This is a genomic window from Stenotrophomonas rhizophila (assembly GCF_020857975.1).
GTDB classification, from domain to species: domain Bacteria; phylum Pseudomonadota; class Gammaproteobacteria; order Xanthomonadales; family Xanthomonadaceae; genus Stenotrophomonas; species Stenotrophomonas rhizophila_C.
Genome location: NZ_JACWUO010000008.1, coordinates 103,370 through 120,205 on the forward strand (window position 1 = coordinate 103,370; position 16,836 = coordinate 120,205).

A 16,836-nucleotide genomic window follows, 5' to 3' on the forward strand; every position below is an offset into this window, starting at 1 on the left:
TACCTACCGGGCCCTGGCCATCAGACGGGCGGTGGCCTTCTGCAGCAGCACGCGGTTGCGTGCCAGCTTCATCCACTGCGGCAGGCGCGAGAACATCGACCCGTTGGCCACGCCGGCCCGCTCGCGCAGCGGCGCCACGGCGTAGTCGTGCAATGCCTGCAGGTGGGCCGGGTTGTACGCCCACAGCAGGCCGGCCGCGGTCTTCTCCACCAGCAGCAGCGGCAAGCCGAAATGCGGGTCGAGCGCTTCAGCACCACGGACCCGCATCACGCCCACCGTGACATCGCTGCTGCGCCCGCACTGGGCGCAGGTGCCGGCAAGGGTACGCACCGGTGGGGAGGCCACCTTGCGTGTCGCATCGGCACTTACCCACTGATGCCCGCAGTAGCCGCACGGCCGGCGACCGCTGTAACGCACCGGCCCCACCCAGTCACCGGGCCCGCAGCGGGCGCAACCGCAACCGCCGTCCAGCGCCACGCTGCACTGGACGCAACGGAAGCGGGACCTGTTCGCGGACGAATCCACCCAACCAGGCGTAGCGCAGCGATGGCAGCGCACGGCAATGCGGTCGGCATAGCGCCACAGCCCGTGGCCATCGTCCAGGTGCCGCCCGGCCAGTGGACCAGGACGCAGACTACGGTTGCGCCGCATCCCCATCTCAGAGATAGATCCGCGTCGGCGCTTCGTCGATGATCGCGTGCGGGACGAAGCGCGCGCTGTCGCGGGTGATGCGGCTGTTGTCTTCGCGGATGCCCATGCCACAGGCCTGGTCGCCCACGATCCAGCTGCCGATCAGCGGATAGCCGCCATCGAATGCGGTGAGCGGGTGCGCGGCCTGGCGGATCGCCGGGCCGGTGTACGGGCCTTCGCTTTCCTGCCAGCTGCCGTCGGCCAGGTGCATGGCCACGTTGGCGCCTTCGCGCGAGAACAGTGGCTTGCGTACCCAGCCACGCGGCAGTTCGCTGCCATCGTCGAACTCGGCGGCCAACAGATTGGGGTGACCGCGGTGGCGTTGCCACAGCAGCGGCAGCACGCCCTTGTTGCTCAGGATCGCCTTCCACGCCGGTTCCAGCAGCTGCACGCCCGAGCCCGGCAAGGCCTGGCCGAACGATTCGGTCATCAGGTCTTCCAGCGGGTACAGCTTGAACAGGCTGCCAATGACGGTGTCATCCATCGCGGTGAAGCGACCGTCTTCGGACAACCCGATGTCCTCGATCGCGATCGTCTCGCCCCGCAGGCCGGCCTGGGCCGCGCAATCGCGCAGGTAGGCCACCGTGCCCTGGTCTTCCTCCGAGCTGCCCACCGCGCTGAAGTACAGCGGCGGCGGCAACTGCGCGGACAGCTGTGCAAAGCGGTCCACCAGGGCTTCGTGGATGGCGTTGAACTGGTCGGCGTGCGGCGGCAGCCGGTTCTGGTTGCGCTGCTCTTCCAGCCATTGCCACTGGAAGAACGACGCCTCGAACAGCGAGGTGGGGGTATCGTAGTTGAGCTCGTAGAGCTTGGCCGGGCCGCTGCCGTCGTAGGCGAAGTCCAGGCGGCCATACAGGTGCGACTCGCGGCGGCGCCAGCTGTCGGCGATCCAGTCGCGGAACGCCGGCGGGATCGCCAGCTGGTCCATCAGCTGCTGGCTGCCCACCACCTCCTCGACCAGGTCCATCGCCATCGCATGCAGCTCGGCGCTGGGGTCTTCGATGTCCTGTTCGATCTGGCGCAGGGTGAAGGCGTAATACGCGGTCTCATCCCAGTACGGCAGGCCATCGATGGTATGGAAGCGGAAGCCGGATTCCTCGGCCCGGGCGCGCCATTGGCTGCGCTCGGCGATACGCACGCGCTGCATCGATCAGCCGCCGACGCTGCTGCGGCCGCTGCTGGTGCTGCCGAAGCCACCGCGGCTGGCAGTAACGGCGCGGTTGGGGGTCGCGTTGACCGGGGCCAGGCCGGCCTTGCCGGCGCCGATGCCGCTGGCGGTGTTCAAGCCGCCGCTGCCACCCGGGGCCGGGCGCGCCCAGCCCTTGGCCTTGTCCTGGTAAGCCGGGCTGGCGGCCGGGGCCTGGGCCATGGCGCCGCCGCGGTTGCTGAGCATCTGCGACATGAAGAAGCCCATCATCATCGGGCCGATGAACGAGTGCCCGCTGGAGGTCTTCTGTTCCACGCACTGTTCGGCGTTGTAATCGGCTTCGCAGGCCGCGCGCGAGGCGTACTTGGGGGCGGCATCGGCCGACTGCTGCTGCGCCTTGGCGAACGCGGTGCGGCAGCTGGACGGGTCGCCGGTGGCCTCGGTACAGGCCTGCACCGAGGTGTACAGCCCTTCCTGCACCTGGACGGCGTCGTCCTTCTGGCAGGCGGTGAACAGCAGCGGCGCGGCGCTCATCAGCAGCAGCGCGGTGGTCCTGGAACGTTTCATGGCGTCATGCCCCCGAATGCGGTTATCTGCCCAATCATGCCTGATCGGGGGCCACAACCAAAACCGGCAACGCCGACTGGATGAACGCGGTTTCAGGTTCTGCCCCGGCCGCTGCGATACCAACGGTTGCAAACGCAACCGCAATTTTTCGGCAGAATCGGGGTGAAACGCGCCCCCATGGCCCGCCAGATCCTGCCAGCCCCATGCCTGAATACCGCTCCCGCACGTCCACCGCCGGCCGCAACATGGCCGGCGCCCGCGCCCTGTGGCGCGCCACCGGCATGACCGATGGCGACTTCCACAAGCCGATCATCGCCATCGCCAACTCGTTCACCCAGTTTGTGCCCGGCCACGTGCACCTCAAGGATCTGGGCCAGCTGGTGGCGCGCGAGATCGAACAGGTCGGCGGGGTGGCCAAGGAATTCAACACCATCGCGGTGGACGACGGCATCGCCATGGGCCACGACGGCATGCTGTACTCGCTGCCCAGCCGCGAGATCATCGCCGACTCGGTCGAGTACATGGTCAATGCGCACTGCGCCGACGCGCTGGTCTGCATCTCCAACTGCGACAAGATCACCCCGGGCATGCTGATGGCCGCGCTGCGCCTGAACATCCCGGTGGTGTTCGTGTCCGGCGGGCCGATGGAAGCGGGCAAGACGCGCCTGTCCGAACACAAGCTGGACCTGGTCGATGCGATGGTGATCGCCGCCGACCCCAACGCCTCCGATGAGACGGTGGCCGAGGTCGAGCGCAGCGCCTGCCCGACCTGCGGGTCGTGCTCGGGCATGTTCACCGCCAACTCGATGAACTGCCTGACCGAAGCCCTGGGCCTGTCGCTGCCCGGCAATGGCTCGACCCTGGCCACCCACGCCGACCGCGAGCAGCTGTTCCGCCGCGCCGGGCGGGTGATCGTGGAGCTGTGCCACCGCTGGTACGGCGGCGAGGATGCCAACGCACTGCCGCGCAACATCGCCAGCATCGCCGCCTTCGAGAACGCGATGACCCTGGACATCGCCATGGGCGGTTCGACCAACACCATCCTGCACCTGCTGGCCGCCGCCCAGGAAGCGGAGGTCGACTTCGACCTGCATGCGATCGACGCGTTGTCGCGGCGCGTGCCGCAGCTGTGCAAGGTGGCGCCGAACACGCCGAAGTACCACATGGAGGACGTGCACCGCGCCGGTGGCGTGTACGGCATCCTCGGCGAACTGGCGCGCGGTGGGCTGCTGCATACCGACGTGCCGACCGTGCACAGCCGCACCCTGGCCGAGGCGATCGCGCGCTGGGACGTGGCGGTGAGCACCGAGGAAAGCGTGCACACCTTCTTCCGCGCCGGGCCGGCCGGCATCCCCACCCAGGTCGCCTTCAGCCAGGCCACGCGCTGGCCGACGCTGGACGTGGACCGCGCCGAAGGCTGCATCCGCGATGTCGCCCATGCCTATTCGGCCGAAGGCGGGCTGGCGGTGCTGCGCGGCAATCTGGCGCCCGATGGCTGCGTGGTCAAGACCGCCGGCGTGGATGAATCCATCCATGTATTCGAAGGCCGCGCACGCGTGTTTGAAAGCCAGGACGCGGCCGTGCAGGGCATTCTTGCCGACCAGGTGGTGGCCGGCGACGTGGTGGTGATCCGCTACGAAGGCCCGCGCGGCGGGCCGGGCATGCAGGAAATGCTGTACCCGACCAGCTACCTGAAGTCCAAGGGGCTGGGCAAGCAGTGCGCGCTGCTCACCGATGGGCGCTTCTCCGGCGGTACTTCCGGGCTGTCGATCGGGCACGCCTCGCCGGAAGCGGCCGCTGGCGGGGTGATCGGGCTGGTGCGCGAAGGCGACCGCATCCGCATCGACATCCCGGCGCGGCGCATCGACCTGCTGGTCGACGACGCCACCCTGGCCGCGCGCCGCGCCGAACAGGATGCGCTGGGCTGGGCGCCGCGTGAAGCGCGCCCACGCAAGGTCACCGGTGCATTGAAGGCGTATGCGCTGCTGGCCACCAGCGCCGACAAGGGCGCGGTGCGGGATCTGTCGAAGCTGTAGGGTCGGCGCGAACGGCATCCACGCATGGCGTGGATCTACGGTTACCGGCAGAGCCCGGCGCTACCGGCGCACGGCCATGCACGCATGACGTGGATCCATGGCGGCCGGCAGAGCCCGGCGCTACCGGCGCGCGGCCATGCACGCATGGCGTGGATCCATGGCAGCCGGCAGAGCCTGGCGCTAACCGGTGCGTGGCCATCCACGCATGGCGTGCGGCCGTGGCATGCGGGCGGATCGTTGCCCGGGTAGCTCCACGCCATGCGTGGATGGCGCGATGAAGGGACCTACCCGATCACCCGCTTGAACGGCGGCAGCGCGTCGATGATGCGCTTGCCGTAGCGGCGGCTGAGCAGGCGCGAGTCGAGGATGATCACCCGGCCGGTGTCGGTGGAGGTACGGATCAGGCGGCCGGAGAACTGGGTCAGCGTGCGCAGCGCGTGCGGGATGGCGATCAGGTTGAAGGCGTTCAACCCGCGGCTTTCGAACCACTCGCTCAGGGTCGAGGTCTGCGGGTCGGTGGGCACGGCGAACGGCACCTGGGTGATCACCACCGTGGTGCACGCCTCGCCGGGCAGGTCCAGGCCTTCGCCGAACGAGTTCAAGCCGAACAACACCGAGCCTTCGCCGGCCGAGGTGCGCCGCAGGTGTTCGTCGATCATCTTCTGCTTGGCACCCTCGCCCTGCACCAGCACCCGCTTGCGCTGTTCGGCCGGCATCAGCTCGGCCACCTTCTCCATCTTCCAGCGCGAGGTGAACAGCACGATGCTGCCCTTGTCCCAGTCCAGTTCCCTGACCAGGTACTTGGCCACTTCCCTGGGGTGGCCTTCCTTGTCGTCGGGCGTGACCGGGAACGCGGGCACGATCAGCTGGGCCTGGTTGGGCAGGTCGAACGGCGAGGACAGCGATACCAGTTCGGCTTCTTCGGGAATGCCGTTGTCGATCGCCAGCGACTGGAAATCGCCGCCGCCGGTCAGCGTGGCCGAGGTCATCACCACCGAATCCACTTCGTCCCACAACAGCTTGCGCAGCACATGCGCGGCCGAGATCGGCGAGCCGTGCAGGACCAGATCGCCATCGCGCGACAGGGTCACCCAGCGCGCCATCGGCGGCTGGCCTTCCTTGTCCTCGCGGCGCCAGGCGGTCCACAGGTTGTGCTGGCCCTCGATCATCTCCAGCGCCATGCCCAGGTTGCGCTGCAGGCGTTCGCGCGCAGCGTCCTCGGGCTTGCCCTTGGCCACCTGGGCCAGCGCGGCATGGGCCCAGTTGAACAGGCTGCGGGTGTCGTCGGCGATGGCCTCGATATCGGCCATCCAGGTCTCCGGTAGGCGGCCGTTGGGCGCGCGCCACATCGGCTCCTGCGCGGCCGGGTCCGGGCGCCAGCCGCGTTCGATCACATCGCGGAAGGCCTTGAGCTGCTTGCTGACCTTGGCCGCCGCCTCGATCGCCTCGTTGGGCAGCAGGTTGCCCAGCTTGTCCTTGTCCACCGCGCGGTAGGAGGCGGCGATCAGCACCTGCAGCCGGCCGGTGCGCTTGGCCATCTCGTCCAGGGCCAGGCTGGCCGCGCCCTGGTCGATGGCCACGCTGCCGATATGGTGGCCTTCGTCGAGCACCAGCAGCATGTCCGACGGCGGGGCGATCAGCGGCTGGCCGTTGTCGCTGTCGCCGATCGACAGCGCCGACAGCAACAGCGCGTGGTTGGTGACCACGATCTGCGCCTCGCGCACGCTGTTGCGCGAGCGCAGCACCGCGCACTGCGCCGAGTAGGCGCACTTGCGCCCGGCGCAGCCCGACGCCGGGGTGGTGATGCGCGAGCGCAGGGTGTTGCTGATGGTGTCCGGGGCGTTGTCCAGGTCGCCGTTCCAGCGCCCTTCCAGGAAGTCCTTGCTCAGCTTCTGCGCCAGGTCCATTTCGATCGGCGCCAGCGGCCGGTCGAACAAGGGCTGCTCGTCCTCGAACATGCCCTCCTGCGCGCCGTCGCCATGCGCTTCGGCGGCGTTGCGCGTGCACAGGTAGCGGGTGCGGCCCTTGGCCAGCGCCACGGTCGCTTCCAGCCCGGTGGCCTTGAGGAAGTTGGGGATGTCGCGCTCGACCAGCTGCGACTGCAACGCCACCGTGCCGGTGCTGATCACCAGTTTCTTCTTGGTGGCCAGCGCGATCGGCACGCCGGCGGTCAGGTAGCCCAGCGACTTGCCCACGCCGGTGGGCGCTTCGACCACGCCGACGCCGCCGCTGTGCGACAGCGCACGCGAGACCACGCCGATCATCTGGCTCTGCGAACGCCGGGTGCTGAAGCCGGGGGTATTGGCCTGCAGCTTGGCGTAGGCATCGCGGATGGCGGCCTTCATCTCGTCGTTCAGCGCACGCGGGGCTTCAACTTTTTCGGTCACGCCGGGGGACACCTGCCTGGATCGGCGGGTATTTTCTCATGCCCGGGGCGCGCTGGCCGGTGCGGATTTCCGCACCGGTTCAGATCCGCGACCGCGCGCACGGATGACGGCCGGAGCGGCCGCCCCGTGCTCCAGGCTCAGGCCGGCCGTGCGGCCTTCAGGCTGCGCAGCGCGCGGGTCATCGCCCACACCAGCAGCACCACCGCCAGCGCCTCCAGCAGGCTCAGCACGAAATGGCCCGCGCCCAGCCAGGTGGACAGGCCCTGCACCGTTTCGTAGTTGCCCTGCGTCACCAGCCAGACCGGCACCACGTTCAGCACCAGCCCGGCCAGGGTGGTCACCGCCAGCAGGGCCAGCGCCGACAGCGCCACGCTGCGCAGCGCGCCGGCCGGCGTATCGACCACCCACACCACCGAGACCGCCAGCGCGATCAGGATCGGCAGGCGCGCGGCGGTCATGGTCAGCAGGGTCACCATCAGGTCCATGTCCATGGGGCTCAGTCCTCGCCGGCCAGCGCGTGTTCGCCGCGCAGTTCGGCATACACCGCATCGGTCTGCGGGCGCACCGCGTGCCACTGCAGGAAGCTCTCGGCGGCCTGCTCGACCAGCATGCCCAGGCCATCGACCACGTTGCGGCACCCGGCCGAACGCGCCCAGGCGATGAAGGCGATGGCCGCCTCGCCGTAGTTCAGGTCCACCGCGGTAGTCATGCTGTTGACCAGGCCCAGCGGCAGCTTGAAGTCGGCGCTGCGGTCGTGCCCGGCCGAGGTGGCATTGATGATCAGCTCGAAGTCGCCCAGTTCGCGCATGTCTTCCCAGTAGCGGGTGATCGCGCGGCCCGGTTCGCCCATCGCATCGATCAGCGCATCGGCGCGTTCGGGGGTGCGGTTGACCACCACCAGCTCCAGGATGCCGGCATCGAGCAGGGCCGGGGCGACGCTGCGGGCCGAGCCGCCGGCGCCGATCAGCAGCGTGCGCCGGCCGCGCAGGTCCAGCCCGTGGCGGTCGGTGAGGTCGCGCACCAGGCCGATGCCATCGGTGGTGTCGCCGTGCCAGCGGTCGCCCTTGCGCAGCAGGGTGTTGACCGCGCCGGCGCGGCGCGCGCGCGAGGTCAGCGTGGTGCACGCCGCGAAGGCGGCCTGCTTGTGCGGCGCGGTGATGTTGGCGCCGACCCCGCCACTGGCGGCGAAGGCCTCCAGCGCGGCGGCGAAATTGTCCGGGGCCGCATCGATGGCGCGGTAGTCCAGCGCGGTGCCTTCCTGGCGGCCGAACGCGGCGTGGATCCGCGGCGACTGCGAGTGTGCGATGGGCTGGCCGAATACGGCGTAATGGTCGGCGGTCATGGGTATGTCTGCTCCGGGCCTAGAATGGAACGCAAACCCCCAACGGAAGCGGCTATGCGCACTCCATTGTCACTGCTCGCGCTGTGCGCCAGTTTACTCTCCATGCCGCAGGCGATGGCGCTTTCCGAATTCGGCATCGAAGGCATGGGCGTGGTCTCGACCCGGGCCAACGAGGCCCAGGCCACGATCGCCCCGGACGGCCAGCGCATCGTCTGGGCCTCCGACCGCGCCGGCGGCGCCGGTGGCTGGGACCTGTGGCAGGCGGTGCTGCGCGACGGCCGCTGGCAGGACCCCACGCCGCTGGCGTTCAACACCGCCGGCGATGAGCTGGACCCGTTCTTCAGCCATGACGGCGCCTGGCTGTACTTCGCCTCCAACGCCAGCGACGGGCCGAGCGGGTTCGACCTGCGCGCGGTGATGATCGGCGCCGACGGCAGTTTCGGGCCGGTGCTGACGATGCCGGTGACGGTCAACACCGACGCCGACGAACGCCGCCCGGCCGTGCGCCCGGATGGCCAGGTGCTGCTGTTCGCACGCAATGGCAAGGGCACCCGCGGCGGCTTCGACCTGTACCAGGCGACCGCCCGGGGCCGGGGCTTCAACACCGCCACGGCACTGCCGGCGCCGCTCAACAGCGCGGCCGACGAACTGGGCGGGGACTGGCTGGGCAACGACGGGGCCCTGGCGATCACCCGGGTCACCGCCGCCGGCTCGCAGGTGTGGCTGGCCGGCTGCGACTACCGGCAGCCGGCCACGCCGCTGATGCTGTCGTTCAATACCGCCGACGGCCGGACCGGCGCGCCGGTGGTGGACGCGTCCAAACCGACCGAGCTGGTCTTGGCCGGGGTGGCGCGCGCACCGCGTGCCGGTGGGCTGGATCTGTACCGGATCAAGCGGCCGGTGCTGCCGGCCGGCGACGGTTGCCGTTGATGCGGTAGGTGCCGACCGTTGGTCGGTACCGGGCATCAGGTGTTGCGCAACAACGCGGCGCGCTGCTGTTCGTACTCCGCTTCGCTGATCTGGTGATCGCCAGCGCATACGCGCTGACGCCCCACGCTTCGCTGCGCAAACCGCGGGCCCCGTCTTACCATCACCCAGACCCCCGCGCCTTCGGCGCCGCCCCCTGACTCAGGGGGCTCCCTTCTCCAGACGGAATGCGGTAGGTGCCGACCGTTGGTCGGTACCGGGGCATCAGGCGTTGCGCAACAACATGGCGCGCAACTGTTCGTACTCGGCTTCGCTGATCTGACCGTCGTCCTTGCGCTGGTTCAACGCGGCCAACTGCGCCTGCAGCGCGGGCGACAATTGCGCCTCACGGGCTACCCGTGCGGCCGCCGACGGCTGCTCCGGTGCGCGCCGGCCAGCGCGCACCACGCCACGGATGACCAGGCCGATCACCACCGCGAAGGCCAGCACCCCGGCACTCCAGGTGACCCACTGCACCCATCCCATCGTCTGCATCATCGTGCCCCTGTCTGCGTGTTGGCGCGTATTGTCAGCGTTCGCGCAGCCAGCGCGCCACCTGCGGGGCAAAATAGGTCAGCACGCCATCGGCGCCGGCGCGCTTGAAGCCGATCAGCGATTCCAGCACGCAGGCGCGTTCGTCCAGCCAGCCATTGGCGAAGGCCGCCTTCATCATCGCGTACTCGCCACTGACCTGGTAGGCGAAGGTGGGCACCCCGAACTGCTGCTTGACCCGGCGCACCAGGTCCAGATACGGCATGCCCGGCTTGACCATCACCATGTCCGCACCCTCTTCCAGGTCCAGCGCGATCTCGCGCATGGCCTCATCGCCGTTGGCCGGGTCCATCTGGTAGGTCTTCTTGTCGGCCTTGCCAAGGCTGGCCGAGCTGCCCACCGCGTCGCGGAACGGGCCGTAGAAGGCCGAGGCGTACTTGGCCGAGTAGGCCATGATGCGCACGTTGACGTGGCTGCCGGCGTCCAGCGCGCGGCGGATCGCGCCGATCCGGCCATCCATCATGTCCGACGGCGAGATGATGTCCACGCCCGCCTCGGCATGCGACAGCGACTGCCTGACCAGCGCTTCCACAGTGATGTCGTTGAGCACGTAGCCGTTGCCGTCGATGATGCCGTCCTGGCCGTGGGTGGTGTACGGATCCAGCGCCACATCGGTCATCACCCCCAGCTCGGGGAAACGCGATTTCAGCGCGCGGATCGCCCGCTGGGCCAGGCCGTTGTCGTCCCACGCCGCGGCCGCGTCCAGCGACTTGCCGGCCGGGTCGATCACCGGGAACAGGTCGATCACCGGGATGCCCAGCTCCAGCGCCTCTTCGGCCACCTTGAGCAGTTCGTCGATCGACAACCGCTCCACGCCCGGCATCGAGGCCACCGGCGCGCGGCCGGCCAGCTCATGCACGAACACCGGGTAGATCAGGTCGTCGGTGGTCAGCGTGTTTTCGCGCATCAACCGGCGCGAGAACTCGTCGTGGCGCATGCGGCGGGGGCGGTAGTCGGGGTGGGCCATGGGGTGCTCCGTGACGGAATCAGTGGGAATGCCGCAGGTTTACTGCAGCAGGTAACGATGCGGTTGCAGCGGCGCCGGCAGCGGCTGCACGCCGAGGCTGTCGAGCAGGTCGATTTCAATGGTGCGCACCAGCGCGTCCAGCGGCAGGTCGTTGGCTTCCAGGCCGAACGGCTCTTCCATCTCTTCGCCGAGCTGGTCCAGGCCGAAGAAGGCGTAGGCCAGCACCGCCGAGACCACCGGCGTGGCCCAGCCCAGCGAGCTGGCCAGCCCGAACGGCAGCAGCACGCAAAACAGCCACGCGCAGCGGTGCAGCAGCAGGGTGTAGGCAAATGGCAGCGGCGTGGACAGGATCCGCTCGCAGCCGGCCTGGATGCTGGACATCGCATGCAGGCGGGTTTCGAACTGGGCGTACAGGATCGGATCGAGGCGGCCGGCGCGCAGCGGCTGCGCCAGTTCGGCGGCGATCATCGCCAGCAGCTGGTCCGGCGCATTGAGCCGCTCACCGAAGCGCGCATGATCGGCATCGTCCACCCAGGGCAGCGCCGCCAACGCCGCGTCGCGGCCACGCAGCCTGGCCGCCAGCGCATGCGCAAAGCCGACCGCCAGCCGGCAGATGCGCGCCCGGCGTGGCGCATCATCGGCCAGCAGCGCGCTGCACAGCCGCGCCAGGCTGCGCGATTCGTAGACCAACTGGCCCCACAGCTTGCGGCCTTCCCACCACCGCTCGAAACAGGCGTTGTTGCGGAAGCTCAGGAAGATCGACAGGACCAGGCCGAGCAGCGTGAACGGTGCCACCGAGACCCGTTCGATGCCCGGCGGGTGCCAGAACTCGGCCAGGGCGGCGACCGCGACCGACAGCAGCAGGATCGCCAGCACCTTGGGCGCCACCGCCGGAACGATGGAGCCGCGCAGGATGTACAGCAGTTGCCAGCCGTGGGGACGAGGGCGAATGATCATCGAAAGCGGGAATGGCGCCCGGGTGGGCGTGGGCCGCCGGCAGCGCCGCCGCGGCAGGCGCTGATTGTACGCCGTTGTGGCCGGCCGCCTGGGCGCTGCGACCGATGGTCGCAGCCGGTACTCAGACGATGCCGCCGCCCAGGCTCAGGCGGACGATGCCGACCACCACCACGATTCCGTTCAGCACCAGCCCGGCCCAGGCCCGGCCGCGCTTGCTGGGGTGGGTGAACAGGATGCCGAGCGCGGCGATCACCGCCCCGACCGCGGCGAACGGAATCAGGAACCAGTTGCCCCAGCCAAGCAGCGGGATAAGCGCCAGGATCATCCACAGCAGCGCCAGAACGCCCCACAACAGACTGATCAATCCCATGCGACGCTCCCTTGATGACGGTCCAGCCACCATAGCCCAGATTCCGCTGCGGACGGCGGCCGGGCTGCCGCCGCTGACGCGTTCATCGGGCCAGGGCCCCGGCCGTCGTGGTGACGGCATGGCGCTCACCCCGCCAGTGCTAGCGTAGGGACCAGGGCGTTGGCACCGATTCAGTGGCCGCCGCCGATGATCGCGCCACGGGCCCCCGGGCCCCCACTTGAACAGGGGTGATGCATGAACATCCGATCGATTGCCGTACTCGGGCTGCTGCTGGCCGTGGGTGGCTGCGCCAGTACCTCCAAGGTGATGCTGGGCCAGGCGCGTGCGCCGATAGACCCGGCCAGCGTCCAGATCTACTCCACGCCGCCGGCCGGCTCGGTGGAGATCGCCCAACTGGAATCGTCCAGCGCGGTGGGCTTTGGCACCCAGGGCCAGACCGACGCGGCGGTGCTGCGGCTCAAGCGCGAGGCGGCCGCGCTGGGCGCCAATGGCGTGATCCTGATGGGCGTGGGTTCCAGCGGCTCGCCGGTGGGCATGTCGGTGGGTGCCGGCAGCTACGGTTCGCACGTGGGCGGTGGCGTGGGCATCGGCATTCCTACCACGCAGAAGCGCGCGGCCGGTGTCGCCATCTGGGTACCCAACCCCGACGCGCCAGCGCATGCGCGCTGACGCCCCACGCTTTGCTGCGCAAACCGCGGGCCCCGTCTTACCAGCCCCCATACCCCCGCCGCTGCGCGGCCGCCCCCTGACTCAGGGGGCTGTGTTCCAGACGCGTAACCGGTAGTGCCGGCCGCTGGCCGGCTCCGCAGGGATGTCGGGAGCCGGCCAGCGGCCGGCACTACCGGGCGCCTCAGCGTTTATCGGTTTTGTACTTCGGCACGAACACTTCGTTGACCGCCTTGGCCAGCTGGTCCGGCGGCAGCAGGCCCTGGTCGAGCAGGAAGTTGTTGAACGCCAGCCGGTCAAACCGCTTGCCCAGCGCCAGCTCGGTCTGCATGCGCAGTTCCAGGATGCGGGTATAGCCATAGAAGTAGCTGCCGGCCTGGCCGGGCATGCGCACCATGTAACGGTCCAGTTCCTGGGTGGCCATCGCCTTGGACAGGCCGACCTCGTCGATCAGCACGCGCTCGGCGCTGGCGCGGTCGATCAGGCCCAGGTTGAGCATCGGGTCGAGCATCGCGCGCGCGGCGCGCAGCAGGCGGAACTGCAGCGCGATCAACTGCCCGTCCAGCGGCTCGTACGGCACCATCTCGGCTTCGGCGTACAGCGCCCAGCCTTCGACGTTGACCGAATTGAACGCGAACATGGTGCGCGCCAGCGAGATGCCGCGCTCGACCATCGCGGTGAACTGCAGCTCATGGCCCGGGCGGCCTTCGTGCGCGCTCAGCGTCCACGCGGCCGAACCGAAGTTGAAATCGTCGTACTGCGCGGCCTTGTCGCCGGCGGCCGGGTTGCCCAGCGGCAGCACGAAGGTGCCCTGCTGGCCGGTGTTGCCCACCAGCGGCGCCGGCAGGAAATGCGGCGCCGGCGAGGCCGCGCTTTCGGCCGCCGAACCCAGCCGCATCTGCATCGGGCGCTGCGGCACGTCGACGATCTTTTCGCGGCGGATGATCGGATCGATCGCATCGATCACGCCGCGGTAGTGGTGCTCAAGCTGGTCGTCGGCGATCTTGTCGCCCTTCAGCGCGCGCATCACCGCCACCGCGTCGGTCGGGTCGGCTACCTTCAGGCCCTTGGCCTTGACTACCTGCGGGGCCAACTGGCGCATTGCCGAGCGGGTTTCCATGAATTCCAGCTGCGCGCGCTGCATCAACAGCGCCGGGGCGATATCGATGCCCACCTGCTTGAGCTGGTAGGCATACAACGGCGCGGGCAGGCGCGCGTCGGTACGCGCCTTGGGCAGCACTTCCTTGCGGGTCCAGTCGCGGTACTCGCGCAGCTGCACCGCGATGGTCTTGAGCGCCTCGTCGGCACCGGCCACCTTGTACTTGCCGAACAGCTGCTCGATGCCGCTGATGTAGGTGTCCACGTTGGCCAGCGACTGCTCGACCTCGATCTTCGTGGGCTGCAGCAGGGTCTTGTCGCCCAGCCGCTCTTCATAGCGCTGGCGCGACAGCGTGGTGACCGGCTGGGTGCCCGGGGCCAGGCCGGCATAGGCCTTGAGGCGGTCCAGCGCCTTGGCCCGGCGTTCGGGCGGCACCTGGTCGGACAGCAGCAGGTTCAGCCCGCTGAATACGGTCTGCGGGGTGTCGCTCCACGGCAGCAGGTATTTTTCGTTGAGCTCGCTGCCTTCGATGTTCTGGCCGGCCGCGGCGATCATGATCGCCAGGTCCTGGCGCACGTTCGGGTCGCGTTCGCTGGCCAGCCGGCCCTGCAGCTCGGCGCGCGCCTTGGCCATCGCCGCGCGGTAGCGCGCGTCGTTGTCCGGGCCGAAGTCGGCCACCTTGTCGTCATAGCCGGGAACGCCGAAGAAGCCGGTTTCCTCGGGCTGGAACGGGCCCTGCGCGTCCAGCAGGATCTGCGCCAGCTGGTTGCTGCGGGTCACCCAGGCCGGGCTGGCCGGGGCCTTGCTGGCCACCGGCGCAGCGGCCAGGGCCGGCGGCGCGCTCAGCGCGGCGGGAACGGAAAGGACCAACGCAACGGCAAGGGCAAGCGGCTTCATGCAGGACTCCCGGGGAACGGATGCCTGCGACCCTACCCGGTCAGGGTGATGCCGACAATCCGTCAAGGGTCATGGTGCCGCAATACGTAGAGTCCCAGCCCCCTGTCATGGCAGAAGGTCAGGATAGAACCCGGCTATGATCGCCTTGGTCTCATGCAGCACCCGCGCGTTGTCATGGATGTCGGCGGTTCCGGTCGGCTGACCGTTGTGGTGGATCAACGGAGAGGACCATAGATTCACCCGATCACAGGCAACCTCGGGACACTCCTGCGCCATCACTGTCCTCCAACGCGGCTCGATGTCCACCGCAGCGCGATATCCATGGCCATAGGCGAACCTGGGCGGATCGAGGGTCGCATTCTCGGTATTGTGATCAGCGCCGAGCAGATGTCCCATTTCATGGGCCAAGGTGTGCTCTGACAGGCAACGTCGCTCCACGGCCAGGAATGCCGTCTCCCGGGTTGCCAGGATCTGTTGGGCCGAGCCACACACAGGGACATCCGCGCCGGTATCGACCACCATCACCATGACATCGGCGCGTTCCCTTTCACGCGCAATGTGCAACAGCCACAGCGGCCCATTGCGACCGGCGCTGATATCGTCCATCGTCTGGTCGAGGCTGGTTTCCATATAGCCCGGGAGCGCGTTCGCCGCAGTTTTCAGGCTCAGCTTGATACCACTTTCGGCAAAGCCCTTGTTGGCATCATCAATGGCCTGTCGCACCTGACCAAGCAAGGGATCGACACCATCCGCTGCTGCACCGGCTGCCAGCCCATATACAACCCGCACGACATGTTCGACATCCTCCCCAGACACATCCGCGCTGGGATCCCGCATGGGCGTCGGTCGGTCCGGTCGTACATCACGGACGTCGTTGTTTTCGTTCACGCGGAAGCGGCGCATATCGCGCTTCACCAATACATCGCCATTGAGTTCATAGCGCATTTTTCCTAGTCGGAACTCGGCGTTGAACCCATGCGCAGACGCCCAGATCTTCACCTGGGCACCCTGCGCGCCTACCGGCCCGGCCATCCCGGTACTGCCGTGCACGGTGCCTGCCCAAGCCGCAACTGGCAACGCGTTCCCCTGCCGTTGCGGGCTGCCGCCGTCATCAATGCTGTATAGCCACTCGCCGTGTGATCGGGCCGGCAGATCGCGCGTGTCGCGGACCAGCTGCAGGGTCGTATCGTAGAGATCGATGCTGATTTCCTGTGCCTGCAGTGCAGCCGGGTTGACCCTTACCCGGCGCACCCAGTCCACCTCGACACCGCGATGCCGACGGCGCTGTTCGGCATCAGCTTCGATGCCCGATGTTGCGACCTCCACAAAAGCTTCCGCCGCCGCGACAGGCGATGCCGGCAGTACCAGCCCCCATGCCACCGTGCCTGCAAACCATATCGTCTGCATACCCATGCGTATTTCCCCCGCTGCAACCGCAGCCATCAATAGGCCAGACGCGCCTGCGGACGTAGTAGTGCCACCGCAAACGCCTGACAAGAAAGAACAGGGTCGAGACTAGGCGCGGCGGCAGCGGCAAGCCGTGCTTGGCATCACGCTATCAATCGAATCAGCAGAGGGTACGAAAAGCATTGCTGAAGCCTTGGAAGAAACGCGCCGCCTGCGTCACGACAAAGCACGCCTCCCTCTGCAATCGCTGCATTTACAGGCTTGCCGTCAGCGGGCAGTCGCCGCCCTGGCGGCATTCGCGCAACGCGCACTGCCGCGCCGCCTCGGCATCGTCCAGCGCGGTCAGGTCAATGGTTTCGGACGCCTCGGTGACCACGTACAGGATCGGGTAGTCCCATTGGCCCTGCGCGCGGTCGGCGCGCAGGAACAACCGGCCCTTGCCCTGCGGCCCGTGTAGCTGGACCACCAGCTGGCTGGAGGCGGTGCCATCGCCGCTGGAGGCCACCTCGCCCATCGGCAGGAAACCGTCCTGGATCGGTTCGCCGAGCTCGGCCACCAACTCGACGCTGCAATGCGCGCGCCGCATGGCTTCAAGATAGGGCTCGCTGCCGCGGATCCACTGCGACCACTGCACCAGTACCAACCAGACCACCGCAGCGGCCGCCGCGCCGGGCACCAGCACGGCCAGCGGCAGCGCCCAGCGCCAGTGGCGGCGCCACCATCCCTGGTAAGAGCGAACAACCCCGGGAAGCGGGGGTGGCTGGGTCATCGGCGTCCTCCTTGTCG

Annotated in this window: 16 protein-coding genes; 3 read left to right on the forward strand and 13 right to left on the reverse strand. The window is 68.6% G+C overall.

Going from position 1 to position 16,836, the window contains the following annotated elements; genetic code table 11:
- Window positions 1-3: 3 nt before the first annotated feature.
- The 3 genes from IC535_RS18795 to IC535_RS09955 all read right to left on the reverse strand — a co-directional run bounded on the left by IC535_RS18795 (window position 4) and on the right by IC535_RS09955 (window position 2,404).
- Window positions 4-330, reverse strand: a complete 327-nt coding sequence (locus tag IC535_RS18795) for a hypothetical protein (RefSeq protein WP_324250477.1) — start codon at window positions 328-330, stop codon at window positions 4-6.
- A gap of 328 nt (window positions 331-658) precedes the next feature.
- On the reverse strand, window positions 659-1,837 hold the full coding sequence (locus tag IC535_RS09950; RefSeq protein ID WP_228886094.1) for a glutathionylspermidine synthase family protein: 1,179 nt from the start codon (window positions 1,835-1,837) through the stop codon (window positions 659-661).
- A gap of 3 nt (window positions 1,838-1,840) precedes the next feature.
- Window positions 1,841-2,404 carry a DUF1190 domain-containing protein gene (locus IC535_RS09955; RefSeq protein WP_228886095.1) on the reverse strand — a complete coding sequence of 188 codons (564 nt, stop codon included), beginning with the start codon at window positions 2,402-2,404 and terminating at the stop codon, window positions 1,841-1,843.
- 203 nt (window positions 2,405-2,607) lie between these two features.
- On the opposite strand from IC535_RS09955, the gene ilvD reads away from it, so the two are divergent.
- Window positions 2,608-4,440: a dihydroxy-acid dehydratase gene (gene ilvD / locus IC535_RS09960; RefSeq protein ID WP_228886096.1), complete on the forward strand. Its 1,833-nt coding sequence runs from the start codon at window positions 2,608-2,610 to the stop codon at window positions 4,438-4,440.
- A gap of 284 nt (window positions 4,441-4,724) precedes the next feature.
- Here ilvD and dinG read toward each other — a convergent pair whose 3' ends face one another.
- From dinG to aroE, 3 genes are all read right to left on the reverse strand, one after another.
- Window positions 4,725-6,785 carry an ATP-dependent DNA helicase DinG gene (dinG, locus tag IC535_RS09965; protein WP_228886176.1) on the reverse strand — a complete coding sequence of 687 codons (2,061 nt, stop codon included), beginning with the start codon at window positions 6,783-6,785 and terminating at the stop codon, window positions 4,725-4,727.
- Between the two features lie 179 nt (window positions 6,786-6,964).
- On the reverse strand, window positions 6,965-7,318 hold the full coding sequence (locus tag IC535_RS09970) for a hypothetical protein (RefSeq protein ID WP_228886097.1): 354 nt from the start codon (window positions 7,316-7,318) through the stop codon (window positions 6,965-6,967).
- 5 nt (window positions 7,319-7,323) lie between these two features.
- The gene (gene aroE / locus IC535_RS09975) at window positions 7,324-8,169 is read right to left on the reverse strand and encodes a shikimate dehydrogenase (RefSeq protein WP_228886098.1); all 846 of its coding nucleotides are present in this window, start codon (window positions 8,167-8,169) and stop codon (window positions 7,324-7,326) included.
- 54 nt (window positions 8,170-8,223) lie between these two features.
- Here aroE and IC535_RS09980 point away from each other — a divergent pair, with 54 nt between their 5' ends.
- Window positions 8,224-9,099: a TolB family protein gene (locus IC535_RS09980; RefSeq protein ID WP_228886099.1), complete on the forward strand. Its 876-nt coding sequence runs from the start codon at window positions 8,224-8,226 to the stop codon at window positions 9,097-9,099.
- Between the two features lie 261 nt (window positions 9,100-9,360).
- Here IC535_RS09980 and IC535_RS09985 read toward each other — a convergent pair whose 3' ends face one another.
- From IC535_RS09985 to IC535_RS10000, 4 genes are all read right to left on the reverse strand, one after another.
- Entirely contained in the window at window positions 9,361-9,633 is a 273-nt protein-coding gene (locus tag IC535_RS09985) for an SHOCT domain-containing protein (protein WP_228886100.1), read from the reverse strand.
- A 31-nt stretch (window positions 9,634-9,664) separates the two neighbouring features.
- Window positions 9,665-10,654 (reverse strand): porphobilinogen synthase, encoded by a 990-nt coding sequence (gene hemB / locus IC535_RS09990; protein ID WP_228886101.1) that lies wholly within the window; start codon window positions 10,652-10,654, stop codon window positions 9,665-9,667.
- A 39-nt stretch (window positions 10,655-10,693) separates the two neighbouring features.
- On the reverse strand, window positions 10,694-11,611 hold the full coding sequence (locus IC535_RS09995; protein WP_228886102.1) for a bestrophin family protein: 918 nt from the start codon (window positions 11,609-11,611) through the stop codon (window positions 10,694-10,696).
- Window positions 11,612-11,732: 121 nt separating this feature from the next.
- The gene (locus tag IC535_RS10000) at window positions 11,733-11,981 is read right to left on the reverse strand and encodes a hypothetical protein (RefSeq protein WP_228886103.1); all 249 of its coding nucleotides are present in this window, start codon (window positions 11,979-11,981) and stop codon (window positions 11,733-11,735) included.
- Between the two features lie 234 nt (window positions 11,982-12,215).
- Between IC535_RS10000 and IC535_RS10005 the strand changes: the two genes are divergently transcribed.
- Window positions 12,216-12,650, forward strand: a complete 435-nt coding sequence (locus tag IC535_RS10005) for a hypothetical protein (RefSeq protein WP_228886104.1) — start codon at window positions 12,216-12,218, stop codon at window positions 12,648-12,650.
- A 181-nt stretch (window positions 12,651-12,831) separates the two neighbouring features.
- Here IC535_RS10005 and IC535_RS10010 read toward each other — a convergent pair whose 3' ends face one another.
- The 3 genes from IC535_RS10010 to IC535_RS10020 all read right to left on the reverse strand — a co-directional run bounded on the left by IC535_RS10010 (window position 12,832) and on the right by IC535_RS10020 (window position 16,819).
- On the reverse strand, window positions 12,832-14,643 hold the full coding sequence (locus tag IC535_RS10010) for a DUF885 domain-containing protein (protein WP_228886105.1): 1,812 nt from the start codon (window positions 14,641-14,643) through the stop codon (window positions 12,832-12,834).
- A gap of 105 nt (window positions 14,644-14,748) precedes the next feature.
- On the reverse strand, window positions 14,749-16,056 hold the full coding sequence (locus IC535_RS10015; RefSeq protein WP_228886106.1) for a zinc-dependent metalloprotease family protein: 1,308 nt from the start codon (window positions 16,054-16,056) through the stop codon (window positions 14,749-14,751).
- A 247-nt stretch (window positions 16,057-16,303) separates the two neighbouring features.
- Window positions 16,304-16,819, reverse strand: a complete 516-nt coding sequence (locus IC535_RS10020; RefSeq protein ID WP_228886107.1) for a cytochrome c oxidase assembly factor Coa1 family protein — start codon at window positions 16,817-16,819, stop codon at window positions 16,304-16,306.
- Between the last annotated feature and the right edge of the window lie 17 nt (window positions 16,820-16,836).

Bases quoted from the DNA above. Each gene is read 5' to 3' on its own strand.
- IC535_RS09950 (WP_228886094.1), bottom strand. From the start codon at position 1,837: ATGCAGCGCGTGCGTATCGCCGAGCGCAGCCAATGGCGCGCCCGGGCC.
- ilvD (WP_228886096.1), top strand. From the start codon at position 2,608: ATGCCTGAATACCGCTCCCGCACGTCCACCGCCGGCCGCAACATGGCC.
- IC535_RS10010 (WP_228886105.1), bottom strand. From the start codon at position 14,643: ATGAAGCCGCTTGCCCTTGCCGTTGCGTTGGTCCTTTCCGTTCCCGCC.
- IC535_RS09995 (WP_228886102.1), bottom strand. From the start codon at position 11,611: ATGATCATTCGCCCTCGTCCCCACGGCTGGCAACTGCTGTACATCCTG.
- hemB (WP_228886101.1), bottom strand. From the start codon at position 10,654: ATGGCCCACCCCGACTACCGCCCCCGCCGCATGCGCCACGACGAGTTC.
- IC535_RS09985 (WP_228886100.1), bottom strand. From the start codon at position 9,633: ATGATGCAGACGATGGGATGGGTGCAGTGGGTCACCTGGAGTGCCGGG.
- IC535_RS09955 (WP_228886095.1), bottom strand. From the start codon at position 2,404: ATGAAACGTTCCAGGACCACCGCGCTGCTGCTGATGAGCGCCGCGCCG.
- IC535_RS09970 (WP_228886097.1), bottom strand. From the start codon at position 7,318: ATGGACATGGACCTGATGGTGACCCTGCTGACCATGACCGCCGCGCGC.
- IC535_RS09980 (WP_228886099.1), top strand. From the start codon at position 8,224: ATGCGCACTCCATTGTCACTGCTCGCGCTGTGCGCCAGTTTACTCTCC.
- IC535_RS10005 (WP_228886104.1), top strand. From the start codon at position 12,216: ATGAACATCCGATCGATTGCCGTACTCGGGCTGCTGCTGGCCGTGGGT.
- IC535_RS10020 (WP_228886107.1), bottom strand. From the start codon at position 16,819: ATGACCCAGCCACCCCCGCTTCCCGGGGTTGTTCGCTCTTACCAGGGA.
- IC535_RS10000 (WP_228886103.1), bottom strand. From the start codon at position 11,981: ATGGGATTGATCAGTCTGTTGTGGGGCGTTCTGGCGCTGCTGTGGATG.
- IC535_RS10015 (WP_228886106.1), bottom strand. From the start codon at position 16,056: ATGGGTATGCAGACGATATGGTTTGCAGGCACGGTGGCATGGGGGCTG.
- dinG (WP_228886176.1), bottom strand. From the start codon at position 6,785: ATGAAGGCCGCCATCCGCGATGCCTACGCCAAGCTGCAGGCCAATACC.
- aroE (WP_228886098.1), bottom strand. From the start codon at position 8,169: ATGACCGCCGACCATTACGCCGTATTCGGCCAGCCCATCGCACACTCG.